This window comes from Zhenpiania hominis (assembly GCF_014333425.1).
GTDB classification, from domain to species: domain Bacteria; phylum Bacillota; class Clostridia; order Peptostreptococcales; family Anaerovoracaceae; genus Hominibacterium; species Hominibacterium hominis.
Genome location: NZ_JACRYT010000009.1, coordinates 68,613 through 94,869, shown reverse-complemented (window position 1 = coordinate 94,869; position 26,257 = coordinate 68,613). Strand labels below are relative to the sequence as shown.

The following is a 26,257-nucleotide window of genomic DNA, read 5'->3' as shown; positions in this document are numbered from 1 at the left end:
TCTATTATGAAGAATTCAGATTTAAAACAAAAATGTGTACTGAGTCTGATCTTAGTTATTGTAATGGCAGTCGTTCTCTTTTATACATATGAGGACACGCCGCAGAATCAATATAGCGGGATTATACGGCTCCATGTGATCGCCAACAGTGACAGCGAAGAAGATCAGGAACTGAAACTGAAGGTAAGAGATGAAATTATCAAAAAGACTAAAAGTCTGCAGGAAAGCCAAAGTATCGAAGATTCCAGAGAATATCTGCAAACACATTTAAACGATATGGAAGAGACAGCAAATAAAGTAATTGAGGAAAATGGAAAGAGTTATAAAGCGGAGGCGAATCTTGGAATCCGATGGATCCCTGAAAAAACTTATGGAGATATGTATTTTCCGGCAGGAAATTATGAAGCTTTAAATCTGACACTTGGGAGAGGAGAAGGGCAAAACTGGTGGTGTGTACTCTTTCCACCGCTGTGCCTTATAGAAGAAGATGAAGAAGCTATAAAAGAGATGGGGATCAGCGAGGAACAAAAAATTGAGATAAAGTGGAAATTAATGGATATTTTAAAAGAAAAATAGAAAAAATTGAAACATGCAAAAGACCCGGGGAGCTGTTAGCTTACCGGGTCTTTTGCATATCTTATTATTACTTATTAAGAGGAAGTTCTTTCTTCTAACTCTAACTCAATTTCTTTTGTCTGTCCGTCGCGGAGCACGATATAAGTCACCTTATCCCCGACTTTATGAGAAGTAATGATGGAGGAAAGAGTTTCAAAACTGTCAATTTCCTGCCCATCTACGGAATAAACAAGATCTCCTGATTTAAAACCAGCTTTCTTGGCGTTGGTTCCTGTTACTTCCTGGATATAGACACTGCCGGCTCCCTGAGAGCTCTGTCCGCCGCCAAAAAACTCTTCGAGCCCGCTGGTTCCGCCGCTCTGCTGAGAAGACATATCCACATAAGACATTCCTGTGTATGGCTGTCCGCTTACATATCCGTTTTCAATTAACTGGCTGGCAGCGTCCGCAGCTTTGTTAATCGGAATAGCAAATCCCAGACCTTCTACATCGGAACCGGAGGATTTCGCCACTACAATGCCGATTAACTGTCCATATTGGTTGAAAAGCCCGCCGCCGGAATTTCCCGGATTGATAGAAGTATCTGTCTGAATCAAAGACATGGTTTTTCCATCAAGACTGATAGAACGATCCAGGGCACTGATAATACCTGCCGTAACGGTGCCGCCCAGTTCACCCAAAGGATTTCCAATAGCAACTGCCATATCGCCTACATTTAGCTGATCACTGTTTCCCATGGTAGCCGCGGTCAGGTTTTTGGCGTCAATTTTCAGAACCGCGATATCGGTATTAGAGTCGCTGCCAACTACTTTTGCCTCATATTCCTTTTCATCCGCTGTAGTAACCGTAATAGTGCTGGCATCCTCTATAACATGGTTATTTGTAATAATATACCCGTTGCTTCTTACAATTACACCGCTTCCCGCGCCCTCGGTCACATATTGATCCATCCATTGAGAAGTCTGGACAGACTCTGTTTTAATTTCCACAACAGAATCCTGAGTCTTCGCTGTAATCTCCTGAACTGTCATTTCGCTTCCCGTCGCGTCTTCCAGATTAAATCCGGTTGTATTTGCGTTTGTGGTATTATCCTGTCCCGCGGAATACTGCGGTGAAGCTGAATTTGCCAGATAAGCTCCTCCAAAACCGAAAGCGCTTGACAGGAAAACGCAAAGCACAATAATTGCGACGAGACCTGTTTTTGTCAGAGTAATCGGTTTACCGCTCTTTTTTTTCTTTCTGCCTCTTCCGGGCTGCGGCTCCTGTTCTCCCATTCCCGAAGGAATCAGTTGTCCGGGATTCGGACCGCTTGTGTATTGGTATTGATCGTTGTTATAATGATCCATAGTTTATTTTCCCCCTTTGCTTTAAAACTTTCCTCTTGTTTGAACTTAATATACACATTTTATATGATTTTTTTGTGTTGAATGAATGTAAATATGAAATAAAGATATTAATAATTTCTTACAACTATGGTAGAATTGAAAGGAAAAAGATAAAATAGGGGGGAAGGAAATTGAGCAAGGTTTTAATTGGAATCGATAAAAGTAAATCCTTTCGGGTTTATCTCACAGTTACAACGGATATGGTAGAAACAGCTCGGAAAATACATATGACAACACCTCTCGCGACAGCAGGGATGGGTCGAGTTCTTACAGCAGCCGGCATAATGGGGGTTATGCTTAAAAATAAAGAGGATAAACTAACTCTGATTATTAAGGGAGACGGTCCGGCAAAGCAAATTCTCGCTACAGCTGACGGAGATGGAAATGTGAAAGGATACATCGCCAATCCCGATGTGGATCTTCCTCTCACAAAGGAAGGAAAACTGGATGTAGGAGGCTCTATTGGTATAGGAGATCTGACGGTTATCAAAGATCTGGGGTTGAAAGAGCCGTATATGGGAACAATTGCACTGGTAAACGGGGAAATCGCAGAGGATTTGACTGCGTACTTTTTTATTTCCGAGCAACAGAATACATCTGTGGCTTTGGGCGTAAAAATTGAAAGAGATTACAAAGTCGGAGCGGCGGGAGGTATGATTATTCAGATGCTCCCGGGAGCAGAGGAAGGGTCCGTCGACGCTCTGGAGGAAATGATCGGAAAGATGCCGCCTCTTACGACGCTAATTGATGGAGTTTCGAAAAGGTGCGCGGGTAAAAGCGAAGATGGAATCGTTTTAGAGCTTATGAATGAAATTTTCGGTGAAATGCCGGAAGAATATAAAGTAGAGCCTTTAGAAAGCAGGGAGATTCGATGGAATTGTGACTGCAGTGAAAAGCGGCTGGAAAAGGCTTTGATGAGCATAGGAAAAACGGATCTGACAGAAATTCTGGAAGAAGACGGTGAGGCGGAGCTGCAGTGTCAGTTCTGTCTGAAAAAATATCATTTTGATAAACCCCATTTAGAGCGGATATTGGAGGAGATGTCGTGATGAAAGAAATTATGATGAAAATAATTGGGACGCAGATGAACGCGGATATGGAAGAAGATAAGATGGAATTTATTACAGAAGGAAAGTTGTACCAGAAGGGAGATTCCATGTATCTTCTTTATGATGAAAGTGAAATTTCCGGAATGCCCGGATGCAAAACAAGATTGAAGCTGAAGGGCGGGACGATAAAAATGAAACGGATTGGTGAGAAAGTAGGAATCGATACAGAGATTGAATTTGAAAAGGGAAAGCGGTATACCGGTTATTATGATACCCCTTTTGGCGCTATTGAAATGGAAGTTCTTACAAACCATATTGAAAACAATCTGACCCCGGAAGGGAAAGGAACATTGGATATTGACTACCACATCAGCCTGAAAGGGCTTGCGGAAGGGCGCAATAAATTGAACATACAGCTTATGTAAGGAAAAAGGGAGGGGATTTGATTATGATGAGCAAAAAAGCAATCCGGATCGTCGCAGTCGCGATCATTGCGGCGATGGTTGTGACTACGCTGGTAGGCGCGGTTGTATTTTTGTAATTGAGAAAAGAAAAGGTATATAGTTAGCAGAAGGAGAGGAAGTTAATGGCTAAAATAGGGTTTGACGCAAATAAGTATATTGAAGAGCAGTCGAAATATATCCTGGAGCGAATTAACGCGGGTGAAAGCGAGCGGCTTTATTTGGAATTCGGAGGGAAATTAGTGCAGGATAAGCACGCGATGCGTGTTTTGCCGGGATTTGATGAAAACTCGAAAATAAAGCTGCTGCAGAAAATGAAGGATCAGGCTGAGATAATTATCTGTATTTATTCTGGAGACATTATGACCAGCAAAACCCGAGCGGATTTTGGAATTACTTATGATCTTGAGGTGCTCCGGCTGATCGATACGTTCCGGCACTATGATCTGGAAATAAACAGCGTTGTTGTAACGAGGTATGAGGATGATGCTCCCGCGGTAGACATGTTCCTCAACAAACTGCAGCGTCGGGGAATCAAAACCTATCGGCACCGCTTTACAAAGGGATATCCGACCGATGTAGATACAATCGTAAGCGATGAAGGCTACGGCGCCAACCCTTATATAGAGGTAAGCAAGCCTCTGGTTGTTGTGACAGGACCGGGCGGGGGAAGCGGAAAGCTGGCAACCTGTCTGTCCCAGCTTTATCATGACTATAAAAGGGGAAAAAAGGTCCGTTACGCGAAATTCGAGACATTCCCTATCTGGAACATTCCTTTGAAGCATCCGGTGAATGTGGCCTATGAAGCAGCAACCGCGGATCTGAAGGACGTGAATATGATCGATTCCTTTCATCTGGAAGCCTATGGAGAAATGGCAGTCAACTATAATCGAGATTTAGAAGTCTTTCCGGTCGTAAAGCGAATCATCGAAAAAATTACAGGAGAAGAATCCGAATATAAAAGCCCTACGGATATGGGCGTTAACCGGGCGGGATTTAGTATTATTGATGATGAAGTGGTAAAAGAAGCCGCGTGTCAGGAAATCATTCGCCGGTATCTGAACGCTCTGTGCGATTATAAAAAGGGAAGGATCGACGATGGAGCCGTGGAACGCTCTAAACTTTTAATGGACGAACTTGAACTGAAAATCGAAGATCGCCGTGTTGTAGAACCCGCGCGGGAATACGCGGAATATAAAAGAAACTATGACAAGCGTTACGAAAATGTGGTTGTTATGTCTCTGGAACTTCCAAACGGCAAGATCGTTACCGGCCGCAGCTCTCGCAGAATGGTAGCTTCCGCGGCGGTTATTCTGAACGCGGTCAAAGTTCTGTGCGGCATGGCAGATGAAATTCATCTGATTTCACCCGGGATCTTAAAGAAAATTCAGGATATGAAAACGGAGATTCTGCATCATGAAAAGACCAGTCTTCATTGTGAGGAAGTACTCAGCGCTCTGACCATTTCCGCGGCTACAAACCCTTCCGCGGAGGTCGCTCTCAGCAAGCTTTCCGATCTGAGGGGCTGTCAGGCGCACTGTACCGCTATCCTGAGTGAGGGAGACGAACAGACGATCCGTTCTCTGGGGATTGATGTGACCTGCGATCCGGAGTATATTACGAATAATTTGTATTTCAGCTAAAGATGCAGGAAATAATTATGATGTTTTAATTTTTCTTTGCATTTCCTGCAGATTTTGATAAAATAGCTTGTAAACTAAAAATCCGGGAGGGATGTCAGATGGATATAGGAAAACGATTTGAAGAGATTCTGCAGCACGTTAAGCATCCGAGCGAACTCCGCCTGAACAATATGCTGGACCCCTTTGTCCTGGGTTATCAGGAGGATGATCAGAGCTCGGAGATCCTTTTCTGTACCCAGGAATGGGAGAAGAATCAGAGAGATGAGATTCACGGAGGCGCTATCGCGTCTATGTTTGATACAGCGATGGGTGTGACCGCGGCCGCATACCAGGGGACAGGAAGCGTTTCGACCGCGGATCTGCAGGTGAGTTTTATTCGCCCGTTCCTCAGTGGCGCGTTTATTTTTTCCACGCAGATTACAAGCCTTGGAAAGACGCTGATTCGAACCACATGCGTTGCCAGAGAAAAGCAGAGCGGAAAAATTGTGGCAACTGCTTCGGGTACCTTCGTACCGTATAAAAAGCAGGAATCCATTTAGTTCTGTCAGAAATTAAGGAATATGTAAGTACGCGCAGTAAGAAAGTCCCTTCAGGCGACAATCTTCTGTGCGTATTTTCTTTTCTATGATATAATACCGTTGGCTTACAGGATTAAAAGGACTTAAGGAGAAAGAATTTATGTACGCAAACTATCTGGTTTTATTTGCTATCTTATTTACAGGGTACTTCCTGCGTAAAATTCGTTTTTTAGATGATGCGATGAATCACGGGCTCAATAAATTTATCGTTTATTTTGCCTATCCGTGTATGATTGTACATAATCTGGGAACGCTGGAAATGGATGAAGAAGTAATCGTCGATTTCCTGCTGATGCTGTTGCTGACGCTAGCCTGCTTTTTTGCTTACGGCGGGTGGATGTATCTTTACTGCAAATTCCGAAAGGTACCCCGGGATGTTTCCAATATTGTAGAGCTTTCATCTCTAAGTCCGAATAACGGATTTATGGGCTTTCCCATTACTTTGATCTTTTTCGGAGAACGAGGGTTTTTATTTATGCTCGCTCATAACGCCGCGATGAACTTTTTTGTATTTACTTACGGTACCCATGTGCTCAGACGGAATAAAGACGCGATCCGCCGCCGGACGCCGAGACTCATTTTCCGTTCTTTTCTAAAAGTGTTGTTTAATCCCAATGTAATCGCGCTTATTATTGGGTTTCTTATCAGCGCTTTGCATTGGACCATGCCGGAAGCAATTGATGAGTATCTGGTATACATTGGAAACGTTTCCACTCCTATGGCAATGATCTATATCGGTTCTACGCTGGCAGGATGCAGTATGCTGGAAATTCTGAAAGATCATATTGTCATAGAAGGAACCCTGAACAAGCTGATTATTCTGCCGCTTTTAACATATGCGTTGGTAATTCTGCTTCCTGTAGATCCGCTGATCAAGGCGATGCTTATTCTGGGATGTTGCTTTCCGGCGGCCGCTACGATTTCCATGTTGGCCGAACAGGAAGGGGAAAACGAGACAATGGCCAGTAAGATTTTATTTCTCAGTACCGTTTTATCCATTATTACCATTCCACTTTCGATTAAAATGATCAATCTGATTGTGATGTAACAGGAACCGTTGACGAAGCGAAATCCCATGTAGTAAGATAGACACAAGGAGGGGATTATGAATACCGGAATAAACCCAAGAGTCATCAGCGAAATCAGACTTCTGGCTCAAAAATATAATCTTGATAAAGTGATTCTATTTGGTTCCAGAGCGAGGGGAGATTTTCAGGAAAAGAGTGATATTGATCTGGCGATTAGCGGCGGAGATTTCATACGGTTTTCCCTGGATATAGAAGATACGACATGGACTCTGCTAAAATATGATGTGGTAAACCTGGAACAGGAGCTTTCTCCGGAGTTGCGGAATTCGATTGAAAGGGAAGGGGTTTTATTGTATGAAAAAATATGAAAACTATGCGGCAAATCTAAAGGTACTTTCTTCTGCGAAGAATGAGGATCTGTCAAATGAGTTTATTATAAGCGGGATTATTGATAAATTTTTTATTCAATTTGAGTTGGGATGGAAGCTTTTGAAAGAACTGATGAAGTATGAAGGGAATTCCCAGGCCGCGTCAGGTTCGCCGCGAGCAATTATAAAAGAAGCATATGCGTCCTATAGCTTTTTGGATGAAACACTGTGGCTTTCTATGTTAGAGGCAAGAAATGATATGACGCATATTTACAATGGAAATGCTGCAAGAGATATGGTTGAAACGATTTTAGAGGAATACATTCCGGCATTTGAAGAGCTAAAGCGAAAGCTGGAGGAACTGTATGGAGAACAGATAAAAAAGTTTTAGGTTAAAAAAGAGAGTTTTTGCAGTTGGTTGCAAAAACTCTCTTTTTTCGACAGAAAATGCAGTTGTGTTGTTCTCCCTACAGCAGATCCGCAATGAGGGAAAAGAACCCTTCTTTCGTCTGCTTGAGTTTTTCCTCCGCGTCCTGGCGGGAAGTTCCGGCGATACAGAAATAAAACCGGATTTTCGGTTCGGTTCCCGACGGGCGAGCTTTGATAAATCCACCGTTTTCAAAGGTAAGGCCGAGGATGTTAACAGAAGGAAAATCGAGAGGGAGCACGCTTCCATCTTTTTTCTGTTCCTGCTTCTTGTAATTTTCGCGGCTTGCGATGGTCTGCCCGCCCAGACTTTCTCTGGAATCGGCGGCAAGGCGATCCATGATCTGTCCGATCCGCTCTTTGCCGTCTTTTCCCATAAGGGTGCAGGCAACCTGTTCATCCAGGAAATACCCATATTTTTCAAAGAGCTCTTCCAGCACATCGGCCAGTGTTTTGCCCTGTGTGGTTTTATAATAAAGGGCGGCTTCCGCGACGAGGGCCGCGCCAAGCACCGCGTCTTTGTCTCTGGCATAAGTCCCTTTCAGATAGCCGAGACTTTCCTCGAATCCGAAGAGGAAGGTACCTTTTCCCGTTTCCTCCATCTTCTTAATTTGTTCACCGATAAATTTGAAGCCCACAGGCACCTTGATGAGAGGTACGCCCATATCTCGGGCCAGAGGTTCTGTGAGAGCTGTGGAAACTACGCTTTGGAGCATAACGCCGTCCTGGGGGAGTTTCCCTTCTTCCTTTTGAGAACCGATAATGTAGTATGCCAGAATCGCTCCGATCTGATTTCCAGTCAGATGACAATAGGTTCCATCCGCGTTCCGGCACTGTACGCCCAGACGATCCGAGTCCGGATCCGTGGCCAACAAAAGATCTGCCTGCTGCTGACCCGCGTATTTCCGCGCTAATTGCCAGGCCCCGTCATCCTCTGGATTCGGAACTTTTACGGTAGAAAATTCCGTATCCGGATCCGCCTGTTCCGGCACAGTAAAGACCTGAGAAAATCCGCTTTCCGAAAGGACTCTTTCTACAAAGACCCGGCCCGCGCCGTGAAGAGGAGTGTAGACAATTTTCAGCTCTCCGCCGTGGGTCTGGTCCATATCCGGATGAAGGAGCTGTTCCTTTACGCAGGCCAGGTAACGATTATCTGTCGGCTGGCCCAGCATTTCAAGAAGACCGCTTTCCAGAGCTTCTTCTCTGGTGATTATCGGAATATCCCATCCGCATTCCGCCATTTTTTCCATGATCTTGTCCGCTTCCGCAGGCGGTAGCTGAGCGCCGTCTTCCCAATAAACCTTGTAGCCGTTGTATTCCTTTGGATTATGACTGGCTGTGATCATTACGCCGGCAATCGCGTGTTTGTCCCGAACGGCAAAGGAAAGCTCCGGCGTAGAGCGGAGGCTGTCAAAGAGATAAGCGCGGATTCCGCACGCCGTCAGAACAAGGGCAGTTTCCAGAGCAAATGCTTCTGAAAAGCGGCGGGAATCATAAGCAATAGCGACTCCTCTCTTTTTCGCTTCCGGGCCATGATCGCAAATTACCTGCCCGAAGCTGTAAGTCAGTTTGCGGATCAGATAGACATTCATCCGGTTTGTTCCTGCTCCCAGCATACCTCGCATGCCGCCGGTTCCAAACTCCAGATCGCAGTAAAACCGATCTTCGATCTCTTTCTCATCAGTAAGCGCGGCCAGTTCCGCTTTCGTATTTTCATCAAAACAGGGGCTGGAAAGCCACTGCTGATAACGGTCTTCAATTTCTTTATTTAACATGTTTTCTTCCTCACTTCCTGCTGATTTTATATGATATACTTAGCATAATAAAAACACGGAGGCTTTTATTATGATTTTAACAGTCGATATTGGGGGTACGAAAACCCTTTGTACTTTCTGGGATGGACATAGGCGTCTGGAAAAAAAGAAATACGCTACTCGGGCGATTTCCGATTTCAGTGTCTTTCTCGCGGACCAGGTCCGGGGAAAGGATATAAACGCGATTTGCATCGCAGCTGCCGGACCTGTCTCCGGCGGCCGGGTTCAACTGACGAATACTGGCCAGTCGATCGACTCTGCACAGCTTCGGGAAAGGCTGCCGTCAATTCCCCGAATTGCTGTTTTAAACGATTTAGAGGCCCTGGGATATTCGATTCCCCATCTTCCTTCAGGAAAGATTCCCTTTTTCAAAGAAGGAAAGCCTTCCTGCGGTACAGCTGCCATCCTGTCTCTTGGTACCGGACTTGGTGTGTCCGCAGTTACAAAAGAAGGAATTGTCCTCTCTTCAGAAGGCGGACATATGGATTTTGCGCCGGAAGATGCAAAGCAGGAACAGGTTCTTCGTTTTCTGCGCCGGCAGTATGGCCATGTCAGCTATGAAAGAGTCCTGTCCGGTCAGGGCCTTGCTAATATTGACGCGGCTTTTTTAAAATCGGGGGAGCAGCCCCGCAGCCCGGAACAGATTACCTCCGCAGCTTTGGAAAAGGAGCCGGAAGCTCTTACGTCCATCCATATATTCACTTGTATTCTCGCAGCCTTTGCAGGAAACCTTGCTCTTACCTTCAAGGCTTCCGCAGGCGTTTATCTGGGCGGCGGTATGGTGCCGAAAATTTTTTCTCTTCTGGACTCGGACTTATTCTGCCAAGTCTTTACCGCAAAGGGAAGATTCCAAGCTTTTCTGGAAGCTGTTCCAGTCCAGGTTATCCTTGATGAAGAGGCTCCGTCTTTGGGAGCAGCGTCTTATGCTCAGCGTTTAACGACAGGAGTCTGCCGCCCATGAAGCGACTCGTTTGGCCAGATCTGTCGTAAGATGTGAAGCTTCCGCGCGCCATTTCCAGTTCCCCTTTGTCTGGCCTGGTATATTCATGCGAGCTTCGTTTCCCAGTCCCAAAAGATCCTGCAGAGGGGTAATTACCCAGGCGGCGGGACTTTCATATAGTTCCCTGATAATCGTCTCTGTTGAATCCGGAGAAAGGGAATGTTCCTCACACCAGCCTGCCAGAGTCTGATTATCATGGGTACCGGTATAAAAGATTTTCCGCTCCGCAATATCTTTTGGAAGATGCCGCATCTCTTCCTCTGAAAACTGATATACCAACATTCCCGGATATCCGGAAAGGGCAAGCAGACTGCGAACCTGCGGGTCCAAAAGCCCTAAATCCTCTGCTAAAAAGGGGAGGGGCCCCAGCTTTTCCGTCAGAGTTTCAAAGAATTCATGCCCCGCGCCGGGAAGCCAGTATCCTTCCCTGGCTGTTTTTCCTTGAGGAATCGCGTAAAAGGCAGAAAAGCTGCGGAAGTGATCTATCCTTACATAATCAAAACGCCGGATTGCCTGGGAAATACGCTCCGTCCACCAAAGGTACCCGTCCTTTTTCATGGAGTCCCAATCATAGAGAGGATTTCCCCAGTTCTGTCCGTTTTCGTTAAAATAATCAGGAGGAACGCCTGCGCCCGCCAGCGGAAATCCGTCTTCCCCCAGAAGAAAATATTCAGGGTGAGACCAAGTGTCCGCGCTATCGATTCCCACATAGAGAGGCAGATCGCCGATGATGGAGATCCCCTTTTTATTCGCATAGCTTTTAACCTGTTGCCAGCGTTTCCAGAAGAAAAATTGCTGTTTTTTTATTTCTTCTAAATCGGCAGATTTTGCTTTTTTCCAGTAGTCCAGGTTTCGTCGATTTCGTTCTTCTTCAGGCCATTTCTGCCATGGCAGATCATCAAACTGCAGCTTTAAAACCGTATACAGCGCGAAATCGTTCAGCCAAAAGGATTCCTCTCTGCAAAACGCCCGGTATTCTTCGGAGTCAATGCTTTTATATTCCGGATGGCAGAGCTCTGTATTCCCCGCGAAAACAGCGGGGCTGGAATAAGGGGAATTTCCTTCTTTATCGGTTGGATTCAGAGGAAGCACTTGCCAAAGCCTTTGCCCTGCCGCTTCTAAAAAGTCGATGAACTGCTGCGCCGTTTCATCCAGCCTGCCCGACGGCAGGGAAGACACATGACACAAAACTCCGGCGGCCCGTGGAAGTGGCAGTTCTGCCGGCGCTTTTTTTCTGCAGTATAAAAGTTTTGCGGACAGAGGCGGCAAATCCAGAAAAAGGGTGCCATCATTGGAAGAAAGGGGCTCCGCTGTAATCAGATCGAAAACCCAGCCGGCGCCTTGCGGAAGTTCTACTTCGACAGAGACATTTCCAAATAAATGACGATTTACTACAGCCAGAATTTGTTCCTCCCTGGAATCCGCTCTCCGCTCACATAGAATTACATGCTCTCCATAGGATTGCAGAGAAAATCCTCCGGAAACCAGGAAGGGATACTGTTTACGCAGTCCCGCCAGCATCCGGTAATGGGCAAGAAGCTCGGAATCCTCCCGTCCCCAGGGATAGGTTCCACGGTTTAGCGGATCATCAAACCCCTGCAGCCCCGCTTCATCTCCGTAATAAATACAGGGCACGCCGGGAAGTATAAATTGAAGCAGAGATAATACCTTTAATCTGTTTTTCGCAAGCCGCAGCTTATCTTCAGGCAACCGATATTCTTCTTTTTCCGGATCCGTAAGATTCGGAGGAGGATCTCCCAGAAGGGTAAGAATCCTTGGTCGGTCGTGGCTGCCAATGAGATTGAGACAGCTGTAAAAATTCTCTGGAGGATAGTTTTCCGCCAGACTGCGAAGCTGCCGGACTGCGTCGTCTGCGCTTTGTTTCCCCAACATAAAACTGAGAAGTGCCTCCCGCATCGGATAATTCATCACACCGTCCAGTTCATTGCCGAGCAGATAGCGGCGGTGGATTCCGTAACTAACCTTATTGCTGGCATCTTCCCAAACTTCGCCTAGGAGAAGTCCCTCCCGGTTTGTCTGCCGAATGGCGCCGCGGATTCCTTGGATAAAGGAATCGGGAAGCTCATCGGCTACGTCCAGACGCCATCCTGAGGCGCCCTCCCGCAGCCACCTGCGTACAACGCTGTCCTCTCCCTCATAGATAAATTTTTGGTAATCCGGATTCTGCTCTTCCACATCAGGTAAATCCTCTACACCCCACCAGCACTGATACTGGTCGGGAAAGCGGGAAAATCGGAACCATTTATAGTAGGGAGAATCGTCTCCCTGGCAGGCTCCCGGATCGGGATAATTGCCATATCGGTTAAAATAGATGCTGTCCGCTCCTGTATGGTTAAATACTCCATCCAAAATCAGGCGGATTCCCAGTCTTTTTGCGTCAGAAGCCAGCCGGCGAAAATCCTCATCTGTTCCAAAAGAGGGATCGATCTGCTGATAATCAGCGGTGTCATATTTGTGGTTGCTTGCAGCGGAAAAAATGGGGTTCAGATAAATCGCTCCCGCTCCCATACTTTTCAGGTAAAAGAGGTGTTCACGAATCCCTTCAAGAGTTCCGCCGAAAAAGGCCCAGCGTGTAATTTCACCCCGCGAGTTTTTCGTATAAAAAGGAGTATCATTCCAGTTTTGCAGAACTACCCGGGCCGGACCTTTCCAGTCGGGCCCGTTATCCGCCGCTGCCTGGCGCTGCATCCAGTCTTCGCTTCTGGCAAACCGATCGGGGAAGATCTGATATACAACGGAAGATTTATACCAGTCCGGAACAGCAGCAGGCTGGTAGGCTGTAATCTGAAAAGCAGGAGGGATTTGATCCCAAATCTGCCCTTCACCACCGAGATGGCGGGAATTGTTTCCATAATAAATCTGCTGGCCGGATCCTTTTAAAAGGAAATAATACCAGCATAAAGACGGAGTTTGGGTAACATTGACGCAGACTGTAAAACAAAGGCTCCCATCGTCCATAATCTGTTTTTCCATAGGAAATCGTAAGTCGCCGCAGTCCTCCTGCCACAGATTCAGTTCACAGGTATAGTCCGCGCCGCAGTCGGCGGCTTTTATGGACAGTCTGACGGATGAACCGCAGGGTACGGCGCCGGAGGGGGTCCGATATTCCGGAAGCTGTGAGTTGTGGTAAATCTTCATAGCCCTTCTCCTTATTCCGCCCTTTGCGCGATTAAACCTTCATAGAGCCGGACATATTCCTGAGCGGAGGCTTTCCAGGAAAAGTCCTTTTTCATGGCTCGCTGTATGATTCCCTCCCAGGAACCTCTGTGATTAAAATAAATATCCAGAGCGTGTTTTATGGTAAATAAAAGCTCGTGAGCATTATAATTAGCAAAACTAAAGCCGTCTCCTGCATCTTCATATTGATTGTAGGCAATGACACTGTCTTTAAGCCCCCCGGTTTCCCTTACAACGGGAATCGTACCGTAGCGCATAGCGATCATCTGGGAAAGTCCGCAGGGTTCAAACTTGGATGGCATCAGCAGCATATCCGCGGCTCCGTAAAATTCAGAGGACAGAGCCGGATCAAAGGTAATACAGGCGTTTACTTTATTTGGCATCCTGTACTGATAATGACGGAAGGCATTTTCATATTTGCTTTCCCCAACGCCGAGAACCGCCAGCTGGATATTTTCACAAAGAAGCTCGTCTAAAATCCCTAAAACCAGATCCAGGCCTTTTTGCTCTGTCAGACGGGTAATCATCACAAGGAGAGGGGTATTCGGCTCCTGAGCAAGTCCCAATTTTTTTTGAAGCGCCTGCTTATTGGCCGCTTTTCCTTCCCGGAAGGTAGAACGGTTATACTTCTGAAAAAGGAAGGAATCTCTGCCAGGAGAATTGCTGTAAGTGTCGATTCCATTCAGTATCCCACTGAGAATGCTGCGGCGCTGCTGAAAGATTCCGTCCATATGCTCTCCGAAATAAGGGGTGCAGATTTCCTCCGCGTAGGTGGGACTTACGGTTGTAAGACGATCACTGTAATAAAGAGCTCCCTGCATATAATTGACTGCATCGCCATACGCCAGCTGATCCGACGCGGGCTTGCTGTCCGCGAGCCCCAAGACATCTCCAAGAACAGATGCCGGGAAAATGCCCTGATATTTAAGATTGTGCACGGAAAAAACAGTTCCGATTTTTTGATATAGGGGGAGCTGCATGTAATGTTCCCTCAAAAATACCGGTGTCAGCGCCGTATGCCAGTCATTACAGTGAATGATATCCGGTGTAAAATCGGGAATGTGCTGCAGACTTTCTAACACTGCTTTGCTGAAAAAGGCGATCCGTTCCGCGTCGTCCTCGTATCCGTAGGGGAGAGGGCGTTTAAAATAGTATTCGTTGTCCACAAAATACCAAGTCACGCCTTTTTCTTTGAGAACTTCAATTCCACAGTACATCTGGCGCCAGCTTAAGGGAACCGAAAACTCCGCAATTCGCTTCATACGACTTTTGTATTCCGGTGGAATGCTTTCAAGCTTTGGCAGCATGACACGCATGTCCGCCCCTGCTTTGCAGACAGCGGGTGGGAGGGAGCCTCCCACATCGCCAAGTCCGCCGGTTTTGATAAAAGGAACTGCCTCAAAGACGGCAAAAAGGATCTGCGTCTTTTTGGCCGCCGGTGCTTTTTTCTGAGTTTGTTTTTTTCCGTGTTTTTTTGTCATCCCGTAAATTTCCTTTTCCCAATTTAGATTTGCTCGCTTTTTCCAATTACAAGCGGCGTGTACCGATTGCCGCTCAGACGGCTGTCCTCGCTTATTCGCACGAATTTATCGCAGATTACATTATCCAGAACCGCGCCCGGAAGAATTTTACCGCGCTGCATGATGATGCTGTTTTTAATAACCGCGCCTTTTCCGATTTCCACACTGCGGAACAGAATACTGTTTTCTACTGTACCCTCAATAACGCATCCGCTGGAAATAAAGGAGTTGGACACGCGCGATCCCGACAGGTATTTAGAAGGCGGAGCATCCTGTACTTTCGTAAAAATCTGGCGCTTAGAATCAAACAGCTCGCTGCGGATTTCCCGCTTCAAAAGATCCATAGAGCACCGCATATAATCGTAAGAGCTGTCTACCGCGCCCACATAGCCGTCGAACCGGTAAGAATCGATTTTCATATTCGTAATGTTTTCGCTGAAAATTTCAGTCATATCGATGTAATCCATGGTTTCATACCAGTCCATAAGGGCCAGGAAATCAGAAATATTAATTACAAAGCAGTCTAAAAACCAAGCCGCGTTTCCAGCGCTTTCTCTTTGAATGCTCCGTAGTTTTCCACTGCAGTCAAGCTCCAGGAAAGGTCCGCGTTTCATATGAGCGTCGGCGATTTCCTTGTATACGAGGGTTACCTGCGCTCCAGAGGCGAAATGCTGATCCAGCAGGGGAGTAAAATCCATATTATAGATTTTGTTGCTGGCGCTGACAACTACCACATCCTCCTTAGCTCGTTTTAAGTACGGTCGATTCTGGATAAAGTCACGCAGCAGAAATTTCCCCTCAAACCGCTTCATTCCGTAAATCGAACCGGGAAGCAGGAATAGGCCTCCGCTTTTTCGGTCCAAAGACCATTCTTTTCCAGAACCCAGATGATCGATGAGGGAACGGTAGGAATGGGCAGTGGTGATTCCCACACAGCGGATCCCCGAATGTACCATATTGGATAGGGGAAAATCTACCAACCGATATCTTCCGCCGAAAGGCACCGTGGCGACAGGACGGGATTCCGCCAGCTTTCCGAAGTTTTCATTGGCATAATTGGTTGTGATAAGGCCGATGGCTTTATTCATGGGAAACACCTCCTTTTATCTGGGACGCCGCAATGGTTTCATTATCTCCAATGACGGTGATTTCCTGCGAATCAGGGGAGCCTAAGACCGTGTCTTCCCCAATAACGGACTGTTCCCCGATAATGGAACGGAAAATACGCGCGTTTTTCCCGATTTTAGCGCCTGGCAGCAGGATGGAATCGGTAACGCGGGCTCCATCTTCGATGTGTACGTCAAAACTGAGGATGGAGTGATGGATTTCTCCGCGGACACGGCATCCATTGCAGACCAGAGAGTTTTCCACAACTGCGTCCGGACCGATGTAATGGGGTGGATAGATATTGGAATTACTAAAAACCCGCATATTTTCCTCGAAGATATTAAATGGAGAATCCGGATTAAGCAACTCCATATTCGTGTTGTAGTAGCTGTCGATGGTTCCGACGTCTTTCCAGTAACCGGTGAAGGTGTAGGCGTAAAGTTTTTTGCCTTCTCCCAGCAGCATGGGAATCACGTTTTTTCCGAAATCATGGTCGGAAGATGAATTGAGGCTGTCTTTCAGCAAAGCTTCTTTCAGAACCGGCCAGCTAAAGATATAGATCCCCATAGACGCTAGATTGCTGTCCGGGTTTTTCGGTTTTTCCGAAAATTTGCTGATCCTTCCGGTGTCATCCGCTGTCAGAATTCCAAATCTGCTGGCATCCTCCCATGGAACCTCCATGACGGAAATCGTCAGATCCGCGTCATTTTTTTTATGGAAGTCCAGCATCAGGCTGTAATCCATTTTGTAGAGGTGATCGCCGGAAATAACCAGGACATACTGAGGATCGTAGTTGTCAATAAAGTCAATATTCTGAAAGATTGCGTCCGCAGTCCCCTGGTACCACTGGCCTCCGGTTTCCGTCGCGTAGGGAGGCAGAAGAAATACTCCGCCGTAGGCGTCATCCAGATCCCAAGCCGCGCCTGTACTAATGTAAGAGTTAAGTAGCAGAGGTTTGTACTGAGTCAGTACACCTACTGTGTTAATGTTGGAATTCGTGCAGTTGGAAAGGCTAAAATCGATAATTCGGTATTTGCCTCCAAAAGCGACGGCGGGTTTGGCAATTTTCTTTGTGAGCGCACCCAAGCGGCTTCCCTGACCGCCTGCGAGCAGCATTGCTACACATTCTTGCTGCCTCATGATAATCCTCCTTTGTAAAAGAACGTTATATTTCAAACAGTTTCCTGTTTTTAAACGTGCCAGATTTCCTCCGCGTACTGGGAAATAGTCCGGTCGCTGCTAAAATGGCCGGCCAGAGCAATATTTGTAAGCGATATGCGGGTCCAGCGTTCTGTTTCCTGCCAGGCCTGGACCGTTTCCTGCCAGGCCCGCAGATAGTCGCGGAAATCTTTTAAAACAAAATATTCATCGTTATATCGGATTAACGCGTCGTGAATACTCCAGAATTCTTCTCCGTTATCTTTAAAAAATCCGTTGATCAGTTGATCCGTGATTTCTTTCAGCTCTGGATCTTCCTCGCACAGCTGAGAGGAGTGGTAATTGTTCTTTCGATAATAATCTTCTACCTGTTCGGAAGAAAGTCCGAAAATAAAGATATTGTCCTTGCCTACAAGTTCATGGATCTCTACATTGGCTCCGTCCATGGTACCCAGGGTAACTGCGCCGTTGAACATAAATTTCATGTTGCCGGTACCACTGGCCTCTTTTCCTGCTGTAGAAATCTGCTCGCTGATATCCGCCGCAGGATAGATGAGCTGCCCCAGGCTGACGCTGAAATTCTCCAGGAAAACTACTTTCAGCTTCCCGCCGATGGAAGCGTCATTGTTGACCACATCCGCTACCGTGTTGATAAGGCGGATTACTTCTTTGGCAAAGTCGTAGCTCTGGGCCGCTTTCCCTGAGAAAATAAAGGTACATGGCGGAATCTCCGCATCCGGATCCTTTTTTATTTTGTTATAAAGATACATCACCTTAAATATATTCAAAAGCTGACGCTTGTATGCGTGAATTCGTTTGACCTGCACATCAAAAATGGAATCCGGATTAATGGAAATCCCATTTTCCCTTTCGATATACCAGGCAAGTCTGCATTTATTTTCATATTTGATCTTCCGAAGGGTTTTCAGAAAATCGGGATCTTCTTTATATCGAAGAAGATTTTTTAATTGATAGGTGTCGAAAAGCCAGCTGTTTCCGATAGCCATGGAAATTTGCCTTCCCAGTTCCGGGTTGGCTTCCAGTAAAAATCTTCTGTGGCTGATCCCGTTTGTCTTATTGTTAAACCGCTGAGGCATATCTTGATAAAAATCTTTGAAAACATCATGCTCCAGGATTTCTGTATGGATCGCGGCCACACCGTTTACAGAATGGCTGCCGATGATGGACAGGTTGGCCATATGAACCTGTCCGTCCCATAAAATCGCTGTGGACTGAAGCTTTCTCTGACAGTCCGGCTGGCTGTGATCAAAGTTTTCCCGATATCGGCGGTCGATTTCTTCAATAATCATATATACTCGGGGCAGCAGACGCTGCATCAGATCAATAGGCCATCTCTCCAAGGCCTCCGGCATAACGGTATGATTGGTGAAGGACATGGTCTTCACTGTGATCTCCCAAGCTTCATCCCATTCCAGATGCTCCTGATCCAAAAGTACCCGGATCAGTTCCGGCACACAAAGAGCAGGATGGGTATCGTTGGTATGGATCGCTACTTTTTCCGGAAATTTTGCCCAGTTGTCAGCGCCATAAGTAAATTTGTAATTTTTAATAATGGAGGCGATTCCGGCAGCTACGAGGAAATACTCCTGTTTCAGACGCAGCTCCCTGCCTGCCAGAGTACTGTCGTCTGGGTAAAGGATAGCGGTAATGGCCTCAATTTCATCCCGTTCGCGGAAAGCTTCGCTGTACTGGCCCCGGCAGAAAGCGTCCAGATTGATTTTTTCTTCCGCGGGCTCCGCCTGCCAGAGCCGCAGCATATTGACGTTTTTTCCGCCGTATCCAACAATAGGAACATCATAGGGAATCGCCATAACGGTCTGATAACCCACATGATCAAAATAGATCTTTCCATTTTCATAGCGGCGGTTTACGCTGCCGCCAAAATGCACCTCTGCCGCGCAGTCGGATCTGCGAATTTCCCACGGATATCCGTTGCTCAGCCACGGATCCGGTTCTTCTTCCTGCTGATTGTCTCTGATTTTTTGCTTAAAAAGTCCGAACCGATAACGCGCGCCCATGCCGAATCCGGCAATGCCTAGAAACGCCATGGAATCTAAGAAACAAGCGGCAAGCCTTCCCAGACCTCCATTTCCAAGTCCCGGATCTGGTTCCATGGAAAGCAACTCATCTAAATTTTCTCCCAGATCCGCGAGCCCTTCCCGCACGGTATCCTCTACTCCAAGGTTAATCAGATAGTTATCTAAAAGTCTCCCCAACAGAAATTCCATTGAAAAGTAGTAGACACGTTTTGCGCGCCGTTTATCATAGCCCAGCTTCGTCTCAGTATGAAGCTTTGCCGCGCGACTGCAAATCATTTTCGCAAGAACCTCGTACTTTTCCCTCTTGGTACATTCTTCAAAGGGTCTTGCTATGGTTTCCATAAATTCCGCTTTGTACTGTTTTTTAAAATCCTCTTTTCCTGCAAACATAAATCTCAATCCCTCCTATATCTGGTATTTCTAGGTAAGCGTTGGAGCAAAAATCACTGCGCCGATAGGCGGAACGATGATTTCAATATATTGCTCCTGTCCGTGATAAACTCCTTTTTTTGTTTTCAGCGGCTGCGGGTTGATATGATTGCTGCCGCCGAATTCCTCCCGGTCTGAGTTGAAAATTTCCCGGTAAGCGCCTGCCGCGGGAACCCCTATCTTATATTCTTTATAGGTGTCCGGCTGGAAGTTAAGCAGGATAATGGTAAAATCATCTTCTTTTTTTCCCTGACGCTTAAAGAGCAGGATACTCTGATCCCGATTATCGGCATCCAGCCACTGATAGCCGGACCAGTCATAATTCTGCTGCCACAGGGACGGTGTGTTTAAATAGAAATGATTCATAGCTTTCACAAATTTTTGATGCCGGGCGTGAGCGTCGTAATCCAAAAGGAACCATTCCAGACCTTCATAAAACCGCCACTCGATAAACTGACCGATCTCGTTTCCCATGAAATTCAGCTTGCCTCCGCTGTGGCACATCTGATACATCAGAAGGAGCCGCAGCCCTGCGAACTGCCTCCAATAATCCCCTGGCATCCGCTGAATCAGCGAGCATTTTCCATGAACGACTTCATCGTGAGAAAGGGGCAGAATAAAATTCTCATTAAAGGCGTACATCATGGAAAAAGTCAAAAGCTGATGGCTCCCGTCGCGGAAGGGAAAGTCCAGCGCGCAGTATCGGAGCGTATCGTTCATCCATCCCATATCCCATTTGTAGTGAAAGCCGAGCCCTCCTTCTTCCGGAGGGTAAGTGACCAGGGGCCAGGCGGTGCTTTCCTCGGCAACCGTGAATACATCGGGATGGAGTCTGCCAATTACTTCATTAAGCTCCTGAAGGAATGCCTGAGCCACCAGATCTTCCTCGCCGCCTTTGTGATTAAAGCGCTTCTGCGCAGGATCGTCAATTCCATAATTCAGATAGAGCATGCTGCTGACTCCGTCTACCCGTATGCCGTCGACATGGTATTCTTCCAGCCAGAAAATCGCGTTGCTAATGAGAAAACTGCGGACTTCCGGGCGGCTATAATCAAATTTATAGGTTCCCCACTCTACATGTTCTTCGGATTCAAAAAGCTCAGACCCGTTGAACCGGCAGAGCCCATGAGCGTCCCGGCAAAAGTGGCCCGGAACCCAGTCCAGGATAACACCAATCCCTGCCTGATGGAAACAGTCAATCAGATATTTAAAGTCTTTGGGCAAACCATAACGGCTGGTAGGAGCGTAGTATCCGGTAGTTTGATAGCCCCAGGATCCATCAAAAGGGTGTTCCATAACCGGCATCAGTTCCACATAAGTGTAGCCCATATCTTTTACATAAGAGGTAAGTTCTTTGGCAAGCTCACGGTAGGAGAAAAAAACCGGATCCTCCGCGTTTTTTCCATGCTGTTTCCAGGAACCCAGGTGAACTTCATATATATTCATGGGTTTTTTAAAATGTGACTCTGATTTTCTCTGTTTGATCCATTCTTCATCGTTCCAGCGGTGTTTCAGTGTGTTGGGACCTGCCAGTCTGGAAGCGGTGCCCGGTCGTTTTTCCGCAAAGAAAGCAAAAGGATCCGCCTTATAAAGCACCTCGCCGGAAAGAGTTTCAATCCGAAACTTATAGAGCATTCCATCGATTGCTCCCGGTACAAAACAGGTCCAGATATCGCTTTGCGATCCTCCCGGAAGATCCACGCAAGCCATAGGAATGCCATCCCGCCAGCCATCAAATTCCCCGATTACATGCACACTTTTTACGCGGGGAGCCCAGAGGGCGAAGTGAAACCCTTTTCCCCCTTGTGCGTGAGCGCCAAACTTCCGATAACACCGGAAATCTTTTCCCTGATGGAAAAGAGTGATTTCTTTTTCTGTCAAATGCCCGTATTCTGCCAAGGAGACACCTTCTTTCTTCCCGTAAAGAGACGTTTTCCAGTTATTATTATATTATACCATAAATAAGAGATTTTTATTGCAGAAAGTAAAGAAATAACATAGTATTAACCTGATATTAACATAAAGCGAAATTTAGGATTTATAAAAAAAAATCCGCAGACTTAGTGTTCCGTCTGCAGAATCTGCTTTTTTTTAAGGATTTCCAGTTGGGCCAGTTCCTCAGCTCGTTCCAGAAGGCGGCCTTTTGAACTTTCAGAAAGTCGTTTGTAAAGCTTTAGAAGCCGTGACTCTTCCTTTCCTGGATTCTGTTGGGTAAAAAATTTTTGCAGAAGCTCCTGGATATCGCAGGAGATCAATGCGTCCGGCGCGATATGGTAGAAATCAGAAATAGAAAAAAGGATGTTTAGATCCGGCTGGCGAAGACCTTGCTCCAGTTGACTGTATGAAGCTCGGCATATACCGATCGCGGAAGCAATTGCCTCCTGACTCAGCCCGGATGCCTTTCTTAAAACTACCAGATTTCTGGTGAATCTCAGATATTCATGGATTTCCATAATATGCCCTCCCTGTCGTCCATAAGGTGCCGCCAATTTAAGGCGATGAAACAATCGAAATTTTCAGGAACATAGATAAAAAACACAGCTGTAAGGGTGCATGATCTTTTTTTGTTTTGTTCTTGATTTTTGTAAAAACTAGTGTATAATAGAAAGGCATTGTAATTTTTCAATGTTCTCTGCGCCGACAGAAGGGTTGGCGCCATTTAGTCCATAGGGAGGTGAAACGAATGACAAATTATGAGGTTATGTTCATTATTGACCCGATTTTGGAAGATGACAAAAAAGAGGCGACTGTTGAGACCGTTCAGCAGATCATCAATGCTGACGGTGAAGTTTCCAAAGTCGATGTGTGGGGTCTGAGAAAGCTCGCGTATCCGATTCAGAAGAAGAACGAAGGGTACTATGTTGTTGTAGAGTTCAAAGCGAGCCCGTCTCTGCCGAAAGAGTTGGACAGAAGACTGAAAATCTCAGACAATGTAATGAGACATATGATCATCAATAAAGATGAGAAATAAAGGGGTGCAAATATGAATAACGTGGTGCTGATCGGAAGATTAACCAGAGACCCTGAAGTAAGGTATACTTCTGAAACACAGATGGCTGTTGCCAGATTCAGCGTTGCCATCGATCGGCCCGTTCGCTCCGGCGGAGAAAAGCAGACAGATTTCCCCAATGTTGTTGTTTTCGGCAAACAGGCTGAAAACTGCGAACGTTTTTTGAGAAAGGGAAGACTGGTAGGCATACAGGGCAGAATTCAGACTGGGAGGTATACCAATAAAAACGGCGATACGGTTTATACAACGGAAGTTGTTGCCAACAATGTAGAATTTTTAGACTGGGGCGATCGCAATGAAAGAAGCGAGAGACCGGCGGCTCAATCCTCTCAGAAAGAGGATATGGGAATTCCCGACGGGTTCCAGGCCATTGAAGACGAAGATATCCCATTCTAAAGGAAAGGAGATTATGTCATGGAAAAAAGACGCGGTGGCATGAGAAGAAAGAAAGTCTGCCAGTTCTGTGCGGATAAGACAGAGACGATTGATTATAAAGATGTTGAAAAACTGAAGAAATATGTAACAGAAAGAGGAAAGATTCTCCCGAAGAGAATCACCGGAACTTGCGCGATTCATCAAAGAGAAGTGACAAGAGCGATTAAAAGAGCAAGAATTGTAGCGCTGTTGCCGTATACAGCAGACTAAATTGGCTGGCGCAGCCACAGAAAATCCAAATTTCAAAGGGATCAGATGTAAAACACAGACTGATCCTTTTTTATAATGTAGGAAATATCGTTAAAACGGTGTTTCCGCTTTCTTTATCGGAAAATCCTGGTTTGGGAGCTGTGGTCTCTGGGCGTTGTTGTACATTGACACAAGTTCAGCACAACATCTAGGGGCAGACAAGCAGGCAAAACTATGGTATAATAGTCGCAAACCTTTTAGGACGGTATAGCCGCAGGAAGGAACGGTTCATGTATCTGTCATTCATGTTTTTTACAGCATTGCTGATTCCAATTCCCGTTATGGCAGGGCTGATGAAAAAGAAAATGTCTCCGTACCGGGTTGTTGTAGAGGGAGCAATTGGAGGGATAAGCGGAGCGCTTTTCATCATGATTCTAGCTTCTGCCGCGGGCCACAGCATATTCTCTCAATTCCAGGAGAATATCCGCTATATGGCGGAGAGCCTGGCAGGAGATCCGAATGTAGCGAATTTCCTTGGAGCGGAATTGTCGGAAAATCAGCGAGCTGAGCTTTTGCAACAAATATATGAACAGGCTGCGGAGCTGCTTCCTTCCACAATCGCGATTTTTGCAGCGGCAGGCGCGTATACAGAATATTTGATATTGAGCAGGCTCATAAAGATAAATGGCGAACCGGCGATCCGCATGGACAGATTCAGGGAGTTTAATCTCCCCAGAAATATCGTAATTGCTTGGGTGGGACTTTATCTCCTGTCTTGGCTTCTTACGAATTTTGAAGCGTTGCCGGGTCAAATGCTGGCTGCCAACATAAACGCATTGTTTGATTTTGCTTTCAGCCTGCAGGGGATGTCCGTTATTTTTATGCTTTGCTATAAAAGAGGAGTACCCAAGATAATCGTTGTTATTATAATCATCTTCCTGCTGTTTTTCGGTATCGGAAAGCTGCTTCTCATGATTCTGGGGCTCGCGGATGTGATTTTCAGGATGAAACAGCGGATGAGGTAACTTTTAACAGGGACAGGAGATAGGAACTGCATGTACGTAACTCGAATTGAAAAACTGCTTTGTGCATATTCACCGGTGCCTCTTTGTATCTTGAACCCGCAGGGAAAGGTTGCGAGGGCAAGTGACAAGATCGACGAGGTGTTCATCTATGATGGAATTCAGGGAGCGGATGTTTTTACCCTGACCGGCATTAAATATTTAGATATCCGGGAAGCGACCGGAGAAGGAAGACCGCTTATCCTTTCTCGAAATGAGAAGGTTTTTAAAATCCTTACATCTTTTATTGGAGAAGGAGAGCTGGCCAGTATTGTCATGTACTTTTTTGATGTTACCGACTATGAAACGATCAAAGAGCAGCGCCGTCAGGAACGCTGCTGCATGGCAGTAGTAAATGTAGATAATTTTGATGAATTGACTTCCAGCACAGGGGAAGACGCGCAGATGCTATTGGCAACAGAGATTGACAAGGTTGTACGCAGCTGGGGCGCTAAGATGGACGCGTCTGTCACCCATTACAAAGATCATTTGTACCTTATGATTTTTGCCTATAAGCATTATGAAAAAATGGTCGAAACAAAGTTCCCTGTACTGGATGAAATCCGGCAGTTAGAAACCGAATCGGACTTCCCTGTAACACTTAGTATCGGAATTGGTGTTGGAGGTGAATCGCTGCTGCAGACCGATCAGTTCGCGACCGACGCTCTGGACATCGCGCTGGGAAGGGGCGGTGATCAGGCAGTTGTTAAAAGCGCGCGGCAGATTGAATATTATGGCGGAAAAACCCAGGCTGTAGAAAAGCGGAATAAAGGAAAGTCCAGAGTAATCGCTCACGCGCTCAAACAGCTGATTGCCCAGTCATCCCGTGTAATTATCATGGGCCATCGGAATCCGGATATGGACTGCTTTGGCGCATCGCTGGGAATTTATCGAATCGCGGTCAGCAGCAAAAAGGAAGCGCATATTGTTATCAACAGCTACAACGAAGCGCTGGCAGCTATTTATCAGGCAGCGAAGGAGACTGAGGCTTACAGTTTTATCAATTCGGAAAAAGCTGTTGCCCTCTGTGATGAGGACACGCTGGTAGTTGTGCTGGACACTCACAGGCCAAGCCTTGTAGAATGTCCGGAACTTCTCAGCTCGGATAAAATCGTGGTAATTGATCACCATAGGAAGGCGGAGGAAGCGATCTCGCATATGATCCTTTCCTATATGGAGCCTTACGCGTCCTCCACGGCTGAACTGGTTACAGAGATTATACAATATTCGGAGGAAAAAAAGACTCTGAGTAAAATGGACGCGGAAGCGCTGCTGGCAGGTATTACGGTTGATACAAATCGGTTCGCGGTAAAGACAGGGGTCCGTACTTTTGAGGCGGCTTCCTGGCTGCGCAGATGCGGAGCGGATACTGCCGTTGTAAAGCGGTATTTCCAATCGGATATGGAAAGCTTTAAAATCCGGGCAAAATGTATCGCGGGCGCTGAATTCCTGGATGATGGAATCGCTATGTCGGTTTGCCAGGGTGAAAACCCCAACGCGCAGATTGTAAATTCTCAGGTAGCAGATGAACTGCTGACCGTTCAGGGAATCCGAGCGTCTTTTGTTGCCGGAAAAAACGATCGGGGAGAGACCGTGGTAAGCGCGCGATCTTTAGGAGATATTAATGTCCAGATTATTATGGAAAAATTGGGCGGCGGCGGGCATCTCAATACAGCCGGCGCGCAGGTGGATATGTCGCCGGAAGAAACGCTGGAGCAATTGAAGGTGATTTTAAAGGAATTTCTTTAACCTATCACATTAG

General features: G+C 46.3%; 23 protein-coding genes. 14 read left to right on the top strand and 9 right to left on the bottom strand.

Going from position 1 to position 26,257, the window contains the following annotated elements; translation table 11 throughout:
* Window positions 1-6: 6 nt before the first annotated feature.
* The gene (spoIIR, locus tag H9L42_RS09730; protein WP_187303214.1) at window positions 7-576 is read left to right on the top strand and encodes a stage II sporulation protein R; all 570 of its coding nucleotides are present in this window, start codon (window positions 7-9) and stop codon (window positions 574-576) included.
* Window positions 577-650: 74 nt separating this feature from the next.
* On the opposite strand, the gene H9L42_RS09725 is transcribed toward spoIIR, so the two are convergent.
* On the bottom strand, window positions 651-1,922 hold the full coding sequence (locus H9L42_RS09725; RefSeq protein WP_187303213.1) for a S1C family serine protease: 1,272 nt from the start codon (window positions 1,920-1,922) through the stop codon (window positions 651-653).
* A 170-nt stretch (window positions 1,923-2,092) separates the two neighbouring features.
* Between H9L42_RS09725 and hslO the strand changes: the two genes are divergently transcribed.
* From hslO to H9L42_RS09690, 7 genes are all read left to right on the top strand, one after another.
* On the top strand, window positions 2,093-3,010 hold the full coding sequence (hslO, locus tag H9L42_RS09720; RefSeq protein ID WP_187303212.1) for an Hsp33 family molecular chaperone HslO: 918 nt from the start codon (window positions 2,093-2,095) through the stop codon (window positions 3,008-3,010).
* Window positions 3,010-3,435 (top strand): YwiB family protein, encoded by a 426-nt coding sequence (locus H9L42_RS09715; protein ID WP_187303211.1) that lies wholly within the window; start codon window positions 3,010-3,012, stop codon window positions 3,433-3,435. The genes hslO and H9L42_RS09715 overlap by 1 nt, the downstream gene beginning before the upstream one ends.
* Window positions 3,436-3,596: 161 nt before the next feature.
* Window positions 3,597-5,114 (top strand): DUF1846 domain-containing protein, encoded by a 1,518-nt coding sequence (locus H9L42_RS09710; protein WP_187303210.1) that lies wholly within the window; start codon window positions 3,597-3,599, stop codon window positions 5,112-5,114.
* A 98-nt stretch (window positions 5,115-5,212) separates the two neighbouring features.
* Window positions 5,213-5,653 (top strand): PaaI family thioesterase, encoded by a 441-nt coding sequence (locus tag H9L42_RS09705; protein WP_187303209.1) that lies wholly within the window; start codon window positions 5,213-5,215, stop codon window positions 5,651-5,653.
* 139 nt (window positions 5,654-5,792) lie between these two features.
* A complete protein-coding gene (locus H9L42_RS09700; protein WP_187303208.1) occupies window positions 5,793-6,740 on the top strand; it encodes an AEC family transporter in 948 nt (315 codons plus the stop codon).
* Window positions 6,741-6,797: 57 nt separating this feature from the next.
* Window positions 6,798-7,088: a nucleotidyltransferase family protein gene (locus H9L42_RS09695; RefSeq protein ID WP_187303207.1), complete on the top strand. Its 291-nt coding sequence runs from the start codon at window positions 6,798-6,800 to the stop codon at window positions 7,086-7,088.
* A complete protein-coding gene (locus H9L42_RS09690) occupies window positions 7,075-7,479 on the top strand; it encodes an HI0074 family nucleotidyltransferase substrate-binding subunit (RefSeq protein WP_187303206.1) in 405 nt (134 codons plus the stop codon). Before H9L42_RS09695 ends, H9L42_RS09690 begins: the two co-directional genes overlap by 14 nt.
* A 76-nt stretch (window positions 7,480-7,555) precedes the next feature.
* On the opposite strand, the gene H9L42_RS09685 is transcribed toward H9L42_RS09690, so the two are convergent.
* Window positions 7,556-9,289: a phospho-sugar mutase gene (locus tag H9L42_RS09685; protein WP_187303205.1), complete on the bottom strand. Its 1,734-nt coding sequence runs from the start codon at window positions 9,287-9,289 to the stop codon at window positions 7,556-7,558.
* A gap of 70 nt (window positions 9,290-9,359) precedes the next feature.
* On the opposite strand from H9L42_RS09685, the gene H9L42_RS09680 reads away from it, so the two are divergent.
* Window positions 9,360-10,289 carry a glucokinase gene (locus H9L42_RS09680; RefSeq protein ID WP_187303204.1) on the top strand — a complete coding sequence of 310 codons (930 nt, stop codon included), beginning with the start codon at window positions 9,360-9,362 and terminating at the stop codon, window positions 10,287-10,289.
* Here H9L42_RS09680 and H9L42_RS09675 read toward each other — a convergent pair.
* The 7 genes from H9L42_RS09675 to H9L42_RS09645 form a co-directional block, all read right to left on the bottom strand.
* Window positions 10,263-13,487 (bottom strand): 4-alpha-glucanotransferase, encoded by a 3,225-nt coding sequence (locus tag H9L42_RS09675; RefSeq protein ID WP_187303203.1) that lies wholly within the window; start codon window positions 13,485-13,487, stop codon window positions 10,263-10,265. The genes H9L42_RS09680 and H9L42_RS09675 overlap by 27 nt on opposite strands.
* Before the next feature lie 11 nt (window positions 13,488-13,498).
* On the bottom strand, window positions 13,499-15,007 hold the full coding sequence (gene glgA / locus H9L42_RS09670) for a glycogen synthase GlgA (protein WP_187303202.1): 1,509 nt from the start codon (window positions 15,005-15,007) through the stop codon (window positions 13,499-13,501).
* Window positions 15,008-15,030: 23 nt separating this feature from the next.
* Window positions 15,031-16,134, bottom strand: coding sequence for a glucose-1-phosphate adenylyltransferase subunit GlgD (gene glgD, locus H9L42_RS09665; protein ID WP_187303201.1), 1,104 nt, complete (start codon window positions 16,132-16,134; stop codon window positions 15,031-15,033).
* Window positions 16,127-17,293, bottom strand: coding sequence for a glucose-1-phosphate adenylyltransferase (locus H9L42_RS09660; protein ID WP_207734956.1), 1,167 nt, complete (start codon window positions 17,291-17,293; stop codon window positions 16,127-16,129). Before H9L42_RS09660 ends, glgD begins: the two co-directional genes overlap by 8 nt.
* 50 nt (window positions 17,294-17,343) lie before the next feature.
* On the bottom strand, window positions 17,344-19,761 hold the full coding sequence (locus H9L42_RS09655; RefSeq protein WP_187303200.1) for a glycogen/starch/alpha-glucan phosphorylase: 2,418 nt from the start codon (window positions 19,759-19,761) through the stop codon (window positions 17,344-17,346).
* A 30-nt stretch (window positions 19,762-19,791) separates the two neighbouring features.
* Window positions 19,792-21,699, bottom strand: coding sequence for a 1,4-alpha-glucan branching protein GlgB (glgB, locus tag H9L42_RS09650; protein WP_187303199.1), 1,908 nt, complete (start codon window positions 21,697-21,699; stop codon window positions 19,792-19,794).
* Between the two features lie 161 nt (window positions 21,700-21,860).
* Window positions 21,861-22,253: a helix-turn-helix domain-containing protein gene (locus tag H9L42_RS09645; RefSeq protein ID WP_187303198.1), complete on the bottom strand. Its 393-nt coding sequence runs from the start codon at window positions 22,251-22,253 to the stop codon at window positions 21,861-21,863.
* Window positions 22,254-22,483: 230 nt separating this feature from the next.
* Here H9L42_RS09645 and rpsF point away from each other — a divergent pair, with 230 nt between their 5' ends.
* From rpsF to H9L42_RS09620, 5 genes are all read left to right on the top strand, one after another.
* On the top strand, window positions 22,484-22,771 hold the full coding sequence (rpsF, locus tag H9L42_RS09640; RefSeq protein ID WP_187303197.1) for a 30S ribosomal protein S6: 288 nt from the start codon (window positions 22,484-22,486) through the stop codon (window positions 22,769-22,771).
* Between the two features lie 12 nt (window positions 22,772-22,783).
* Window positions 22,784-23,206 (top strand): single-stranded DNA-binding protein, encoded by a 423-nt coding sequence (locus tag H9L42_RS09635; RefSeq protein WP_187303196.1) that lies wholly within the window; start codon window positions 22,784-22,786, stop codon window positions 23,204-23,206.
* An 18-nt stretch (window positions 23,207-23,224) separates the two neighbouring features.
* Window positions 23,225-23,455, top strand: a complete 231-nt coding sequence (gene rpsR, locus H9L42_RS09630) for a 30S ribosomal protein S18 (protein ID WP_187303195.1) — start codon at window positions 23,225-23,227, stop codon at window positions 23,453-23,455.
* A gap of 269 nt (window positions 23,456-23,724) precedes the next feature.
* Window positions 23,725-24,459 (top strand): DUF2232 domain-containing protein, encoded by a 735-nt coding sequence (locus H9L42_RS09625; protein WP_187303194.1) that lies wholly within the window; start codon window positions 23,725-23,727, stop codon window positions 24,457-24,459.
* Window positions 24,460-24,489: 30 nt separating this feature from the next.
* Entirely contained in the window at window positions 24,490-26,244 is a 1,755-nt protein-coding gene (locus H9L42_RS09620) for a DHH family phosphoesterase (RefSeq protein WP_187303193.1), read from the top strand.
* Window positions 26,245-26,257: the final 13 nt, after the last annotated feature.

What these genes read in the sequence shown, in the direction of transcription:
- H9L42_RS09625 (WP_187303194.1), top strand. Translation starts at nt 23,725, where the DNA reads ATGTATCTGTCATTCATGTTTTTTACAGCATTGCTGATTCCAATTCCC.
- H9L42_RS09680 (WP_187303204.1), top strand. Translation starts at nt 9,360, where the DNA reads ATGATTTTAACAGTCGATATTGGGGGTACGAAAACCCTTTGTACTTTC.
- H9L42_RS09690 (WP_187303206.1), top strand. Translation starts at nt 7,075, where the DNA reads ATGAAAAAATATGAAAACTATGCGGCAAATCTAAAGGTACTTTCTTCT.
- H9L42_RS09695 (WP_187303207.1), top strand. Translation starts at nt 6,798, where the DNA reads ATGAATACCGGAATAAACCCAAGAGTCATCAGCGAAATCAGACTTCTG.
- H9L42_RS09675 (WP_187303203.1), bottom strand. Translation starts at nt 13,487, where the DNA reads ATGAAGATTTACCACAACTCACAGCTTCCGGAATATCGGACCCCCTCC.
- rpsF (WP_187303197.1), top strand. Translation starts at nt 22,484, where the DNA reads ATGACAAATTATGAGGTTATGTTCATTATTGACCCGATTTTGGAAGAT.
- rpsR (WP_187303195.1), top strand. Translation starts at nt 23,225, where the DNA reads ATGGAAAAAAGACGCGGTGGCATGAGAAGAAAGAAAGTCTGCCAGTTC.
- H9L42_RS09715 (WP_187303211.1), top strand. Translation starts at nt 3,010, where the DNA reads ATGAAAGAAATTATGATGAAAATAATTGGGACGCAGATGAACGCGGAT.
- glgA (WP_187303202.1), bottom strand. Translation starts at nt 15,007, where the DNA reads ATGACAAAAAAACACGGAAAAAAACAAACTCAGAAAAAAGCACCGGCG.
- H9L42_RS09645 (WP_187303198.1), bottom strand. Translation starts at nt 22,253, where the DNA reads ATGGAAATCCATGAATATCTGAGATTCACCAGAAATCTGGTAGTTTTA.
- glgD (WP_187303201.1), bottom strand. Translation starts at nt 16,134, where the DNA reads ATGAATAAAGCCATCGGCCTTATCACAACCAATTATGCCAATGAAAAC.
- H9L42_RS09700 (WP_187303208.1), top strand. Translation starts at nt 5,793, where the DNA reads ATGTACGCAAACTATCTGGTTTTATTTGCTATCTTATTTACAGGGTAC.
- H9L42_RS09705 (WP_187303209.1), top strand. Translation starts at nt 5,213, where the DNA reads ATGGATATAGGAAAACGATTTGAAGAGATTCTGCAGCACGTTAAGCAT.
- H9L42_RS09635 (WP_187303196.1), top strand. Translation starts at nt 22,784, where the DNA reads ATGAATAACGTGGTGCTGATCGGAAGATTAACCAGAGACCCTGAAGTA.
- H9L42_RS09655 (WP_187303200.1), bottom strand. Translation starts at nt 19,761, where the DNA reads ATGTTTGCAGGAAAAGAGGATTTTAAAAAACAGTACAAAGCGGAATTT.
- H9L42_RS09660 (WP_207734956.1), bottom strand. Translation starts at nt 17,293, where the DNA reads ATGAGGCAGCAAGAATGTGTAGCAATGCTGCTCGCAGGCGGTCAGGGA.
- H9L42_RS09710 (WP_187303210.1), top strand. Translation starts at nt 3,597, where the DNA reads ATGGCTAAAATAGGGTTTGACGCAAATAAGTATATTGAAGAGCAGTCG.
- H9L42_RS09620 (WP_187303193.1), top strand. Translation starts at nt 24,490, where the DNA reads ATGTACGTAACTCGAATTGAAAAACTGCTTTGTGCATATTCACCGGTG.
- H9L42_RS09685 (WP_187303205.1), bottom strand. Translation starts at nt 9,289, where the DNA reads ATGTTAAATAAAGAAATTGAAGACCGTTATCAGCAGTGGCTTTCCAGC.
- spoIIR (WP_187303214.1), top strand. Translation starts at nt 7, where the DNA reads ATGAAGAATTCAGATTTAAAACAAAAATGTGTACTGAGTCTGATCTTA.
- H9L42_RS09725 (WP_187303213.1), bottom strand. Translation starts at nt 1,922, where the DNA reads ATGGATCATTATAACAACGATCAATACCAATACACAAGCGGTCCGAAT.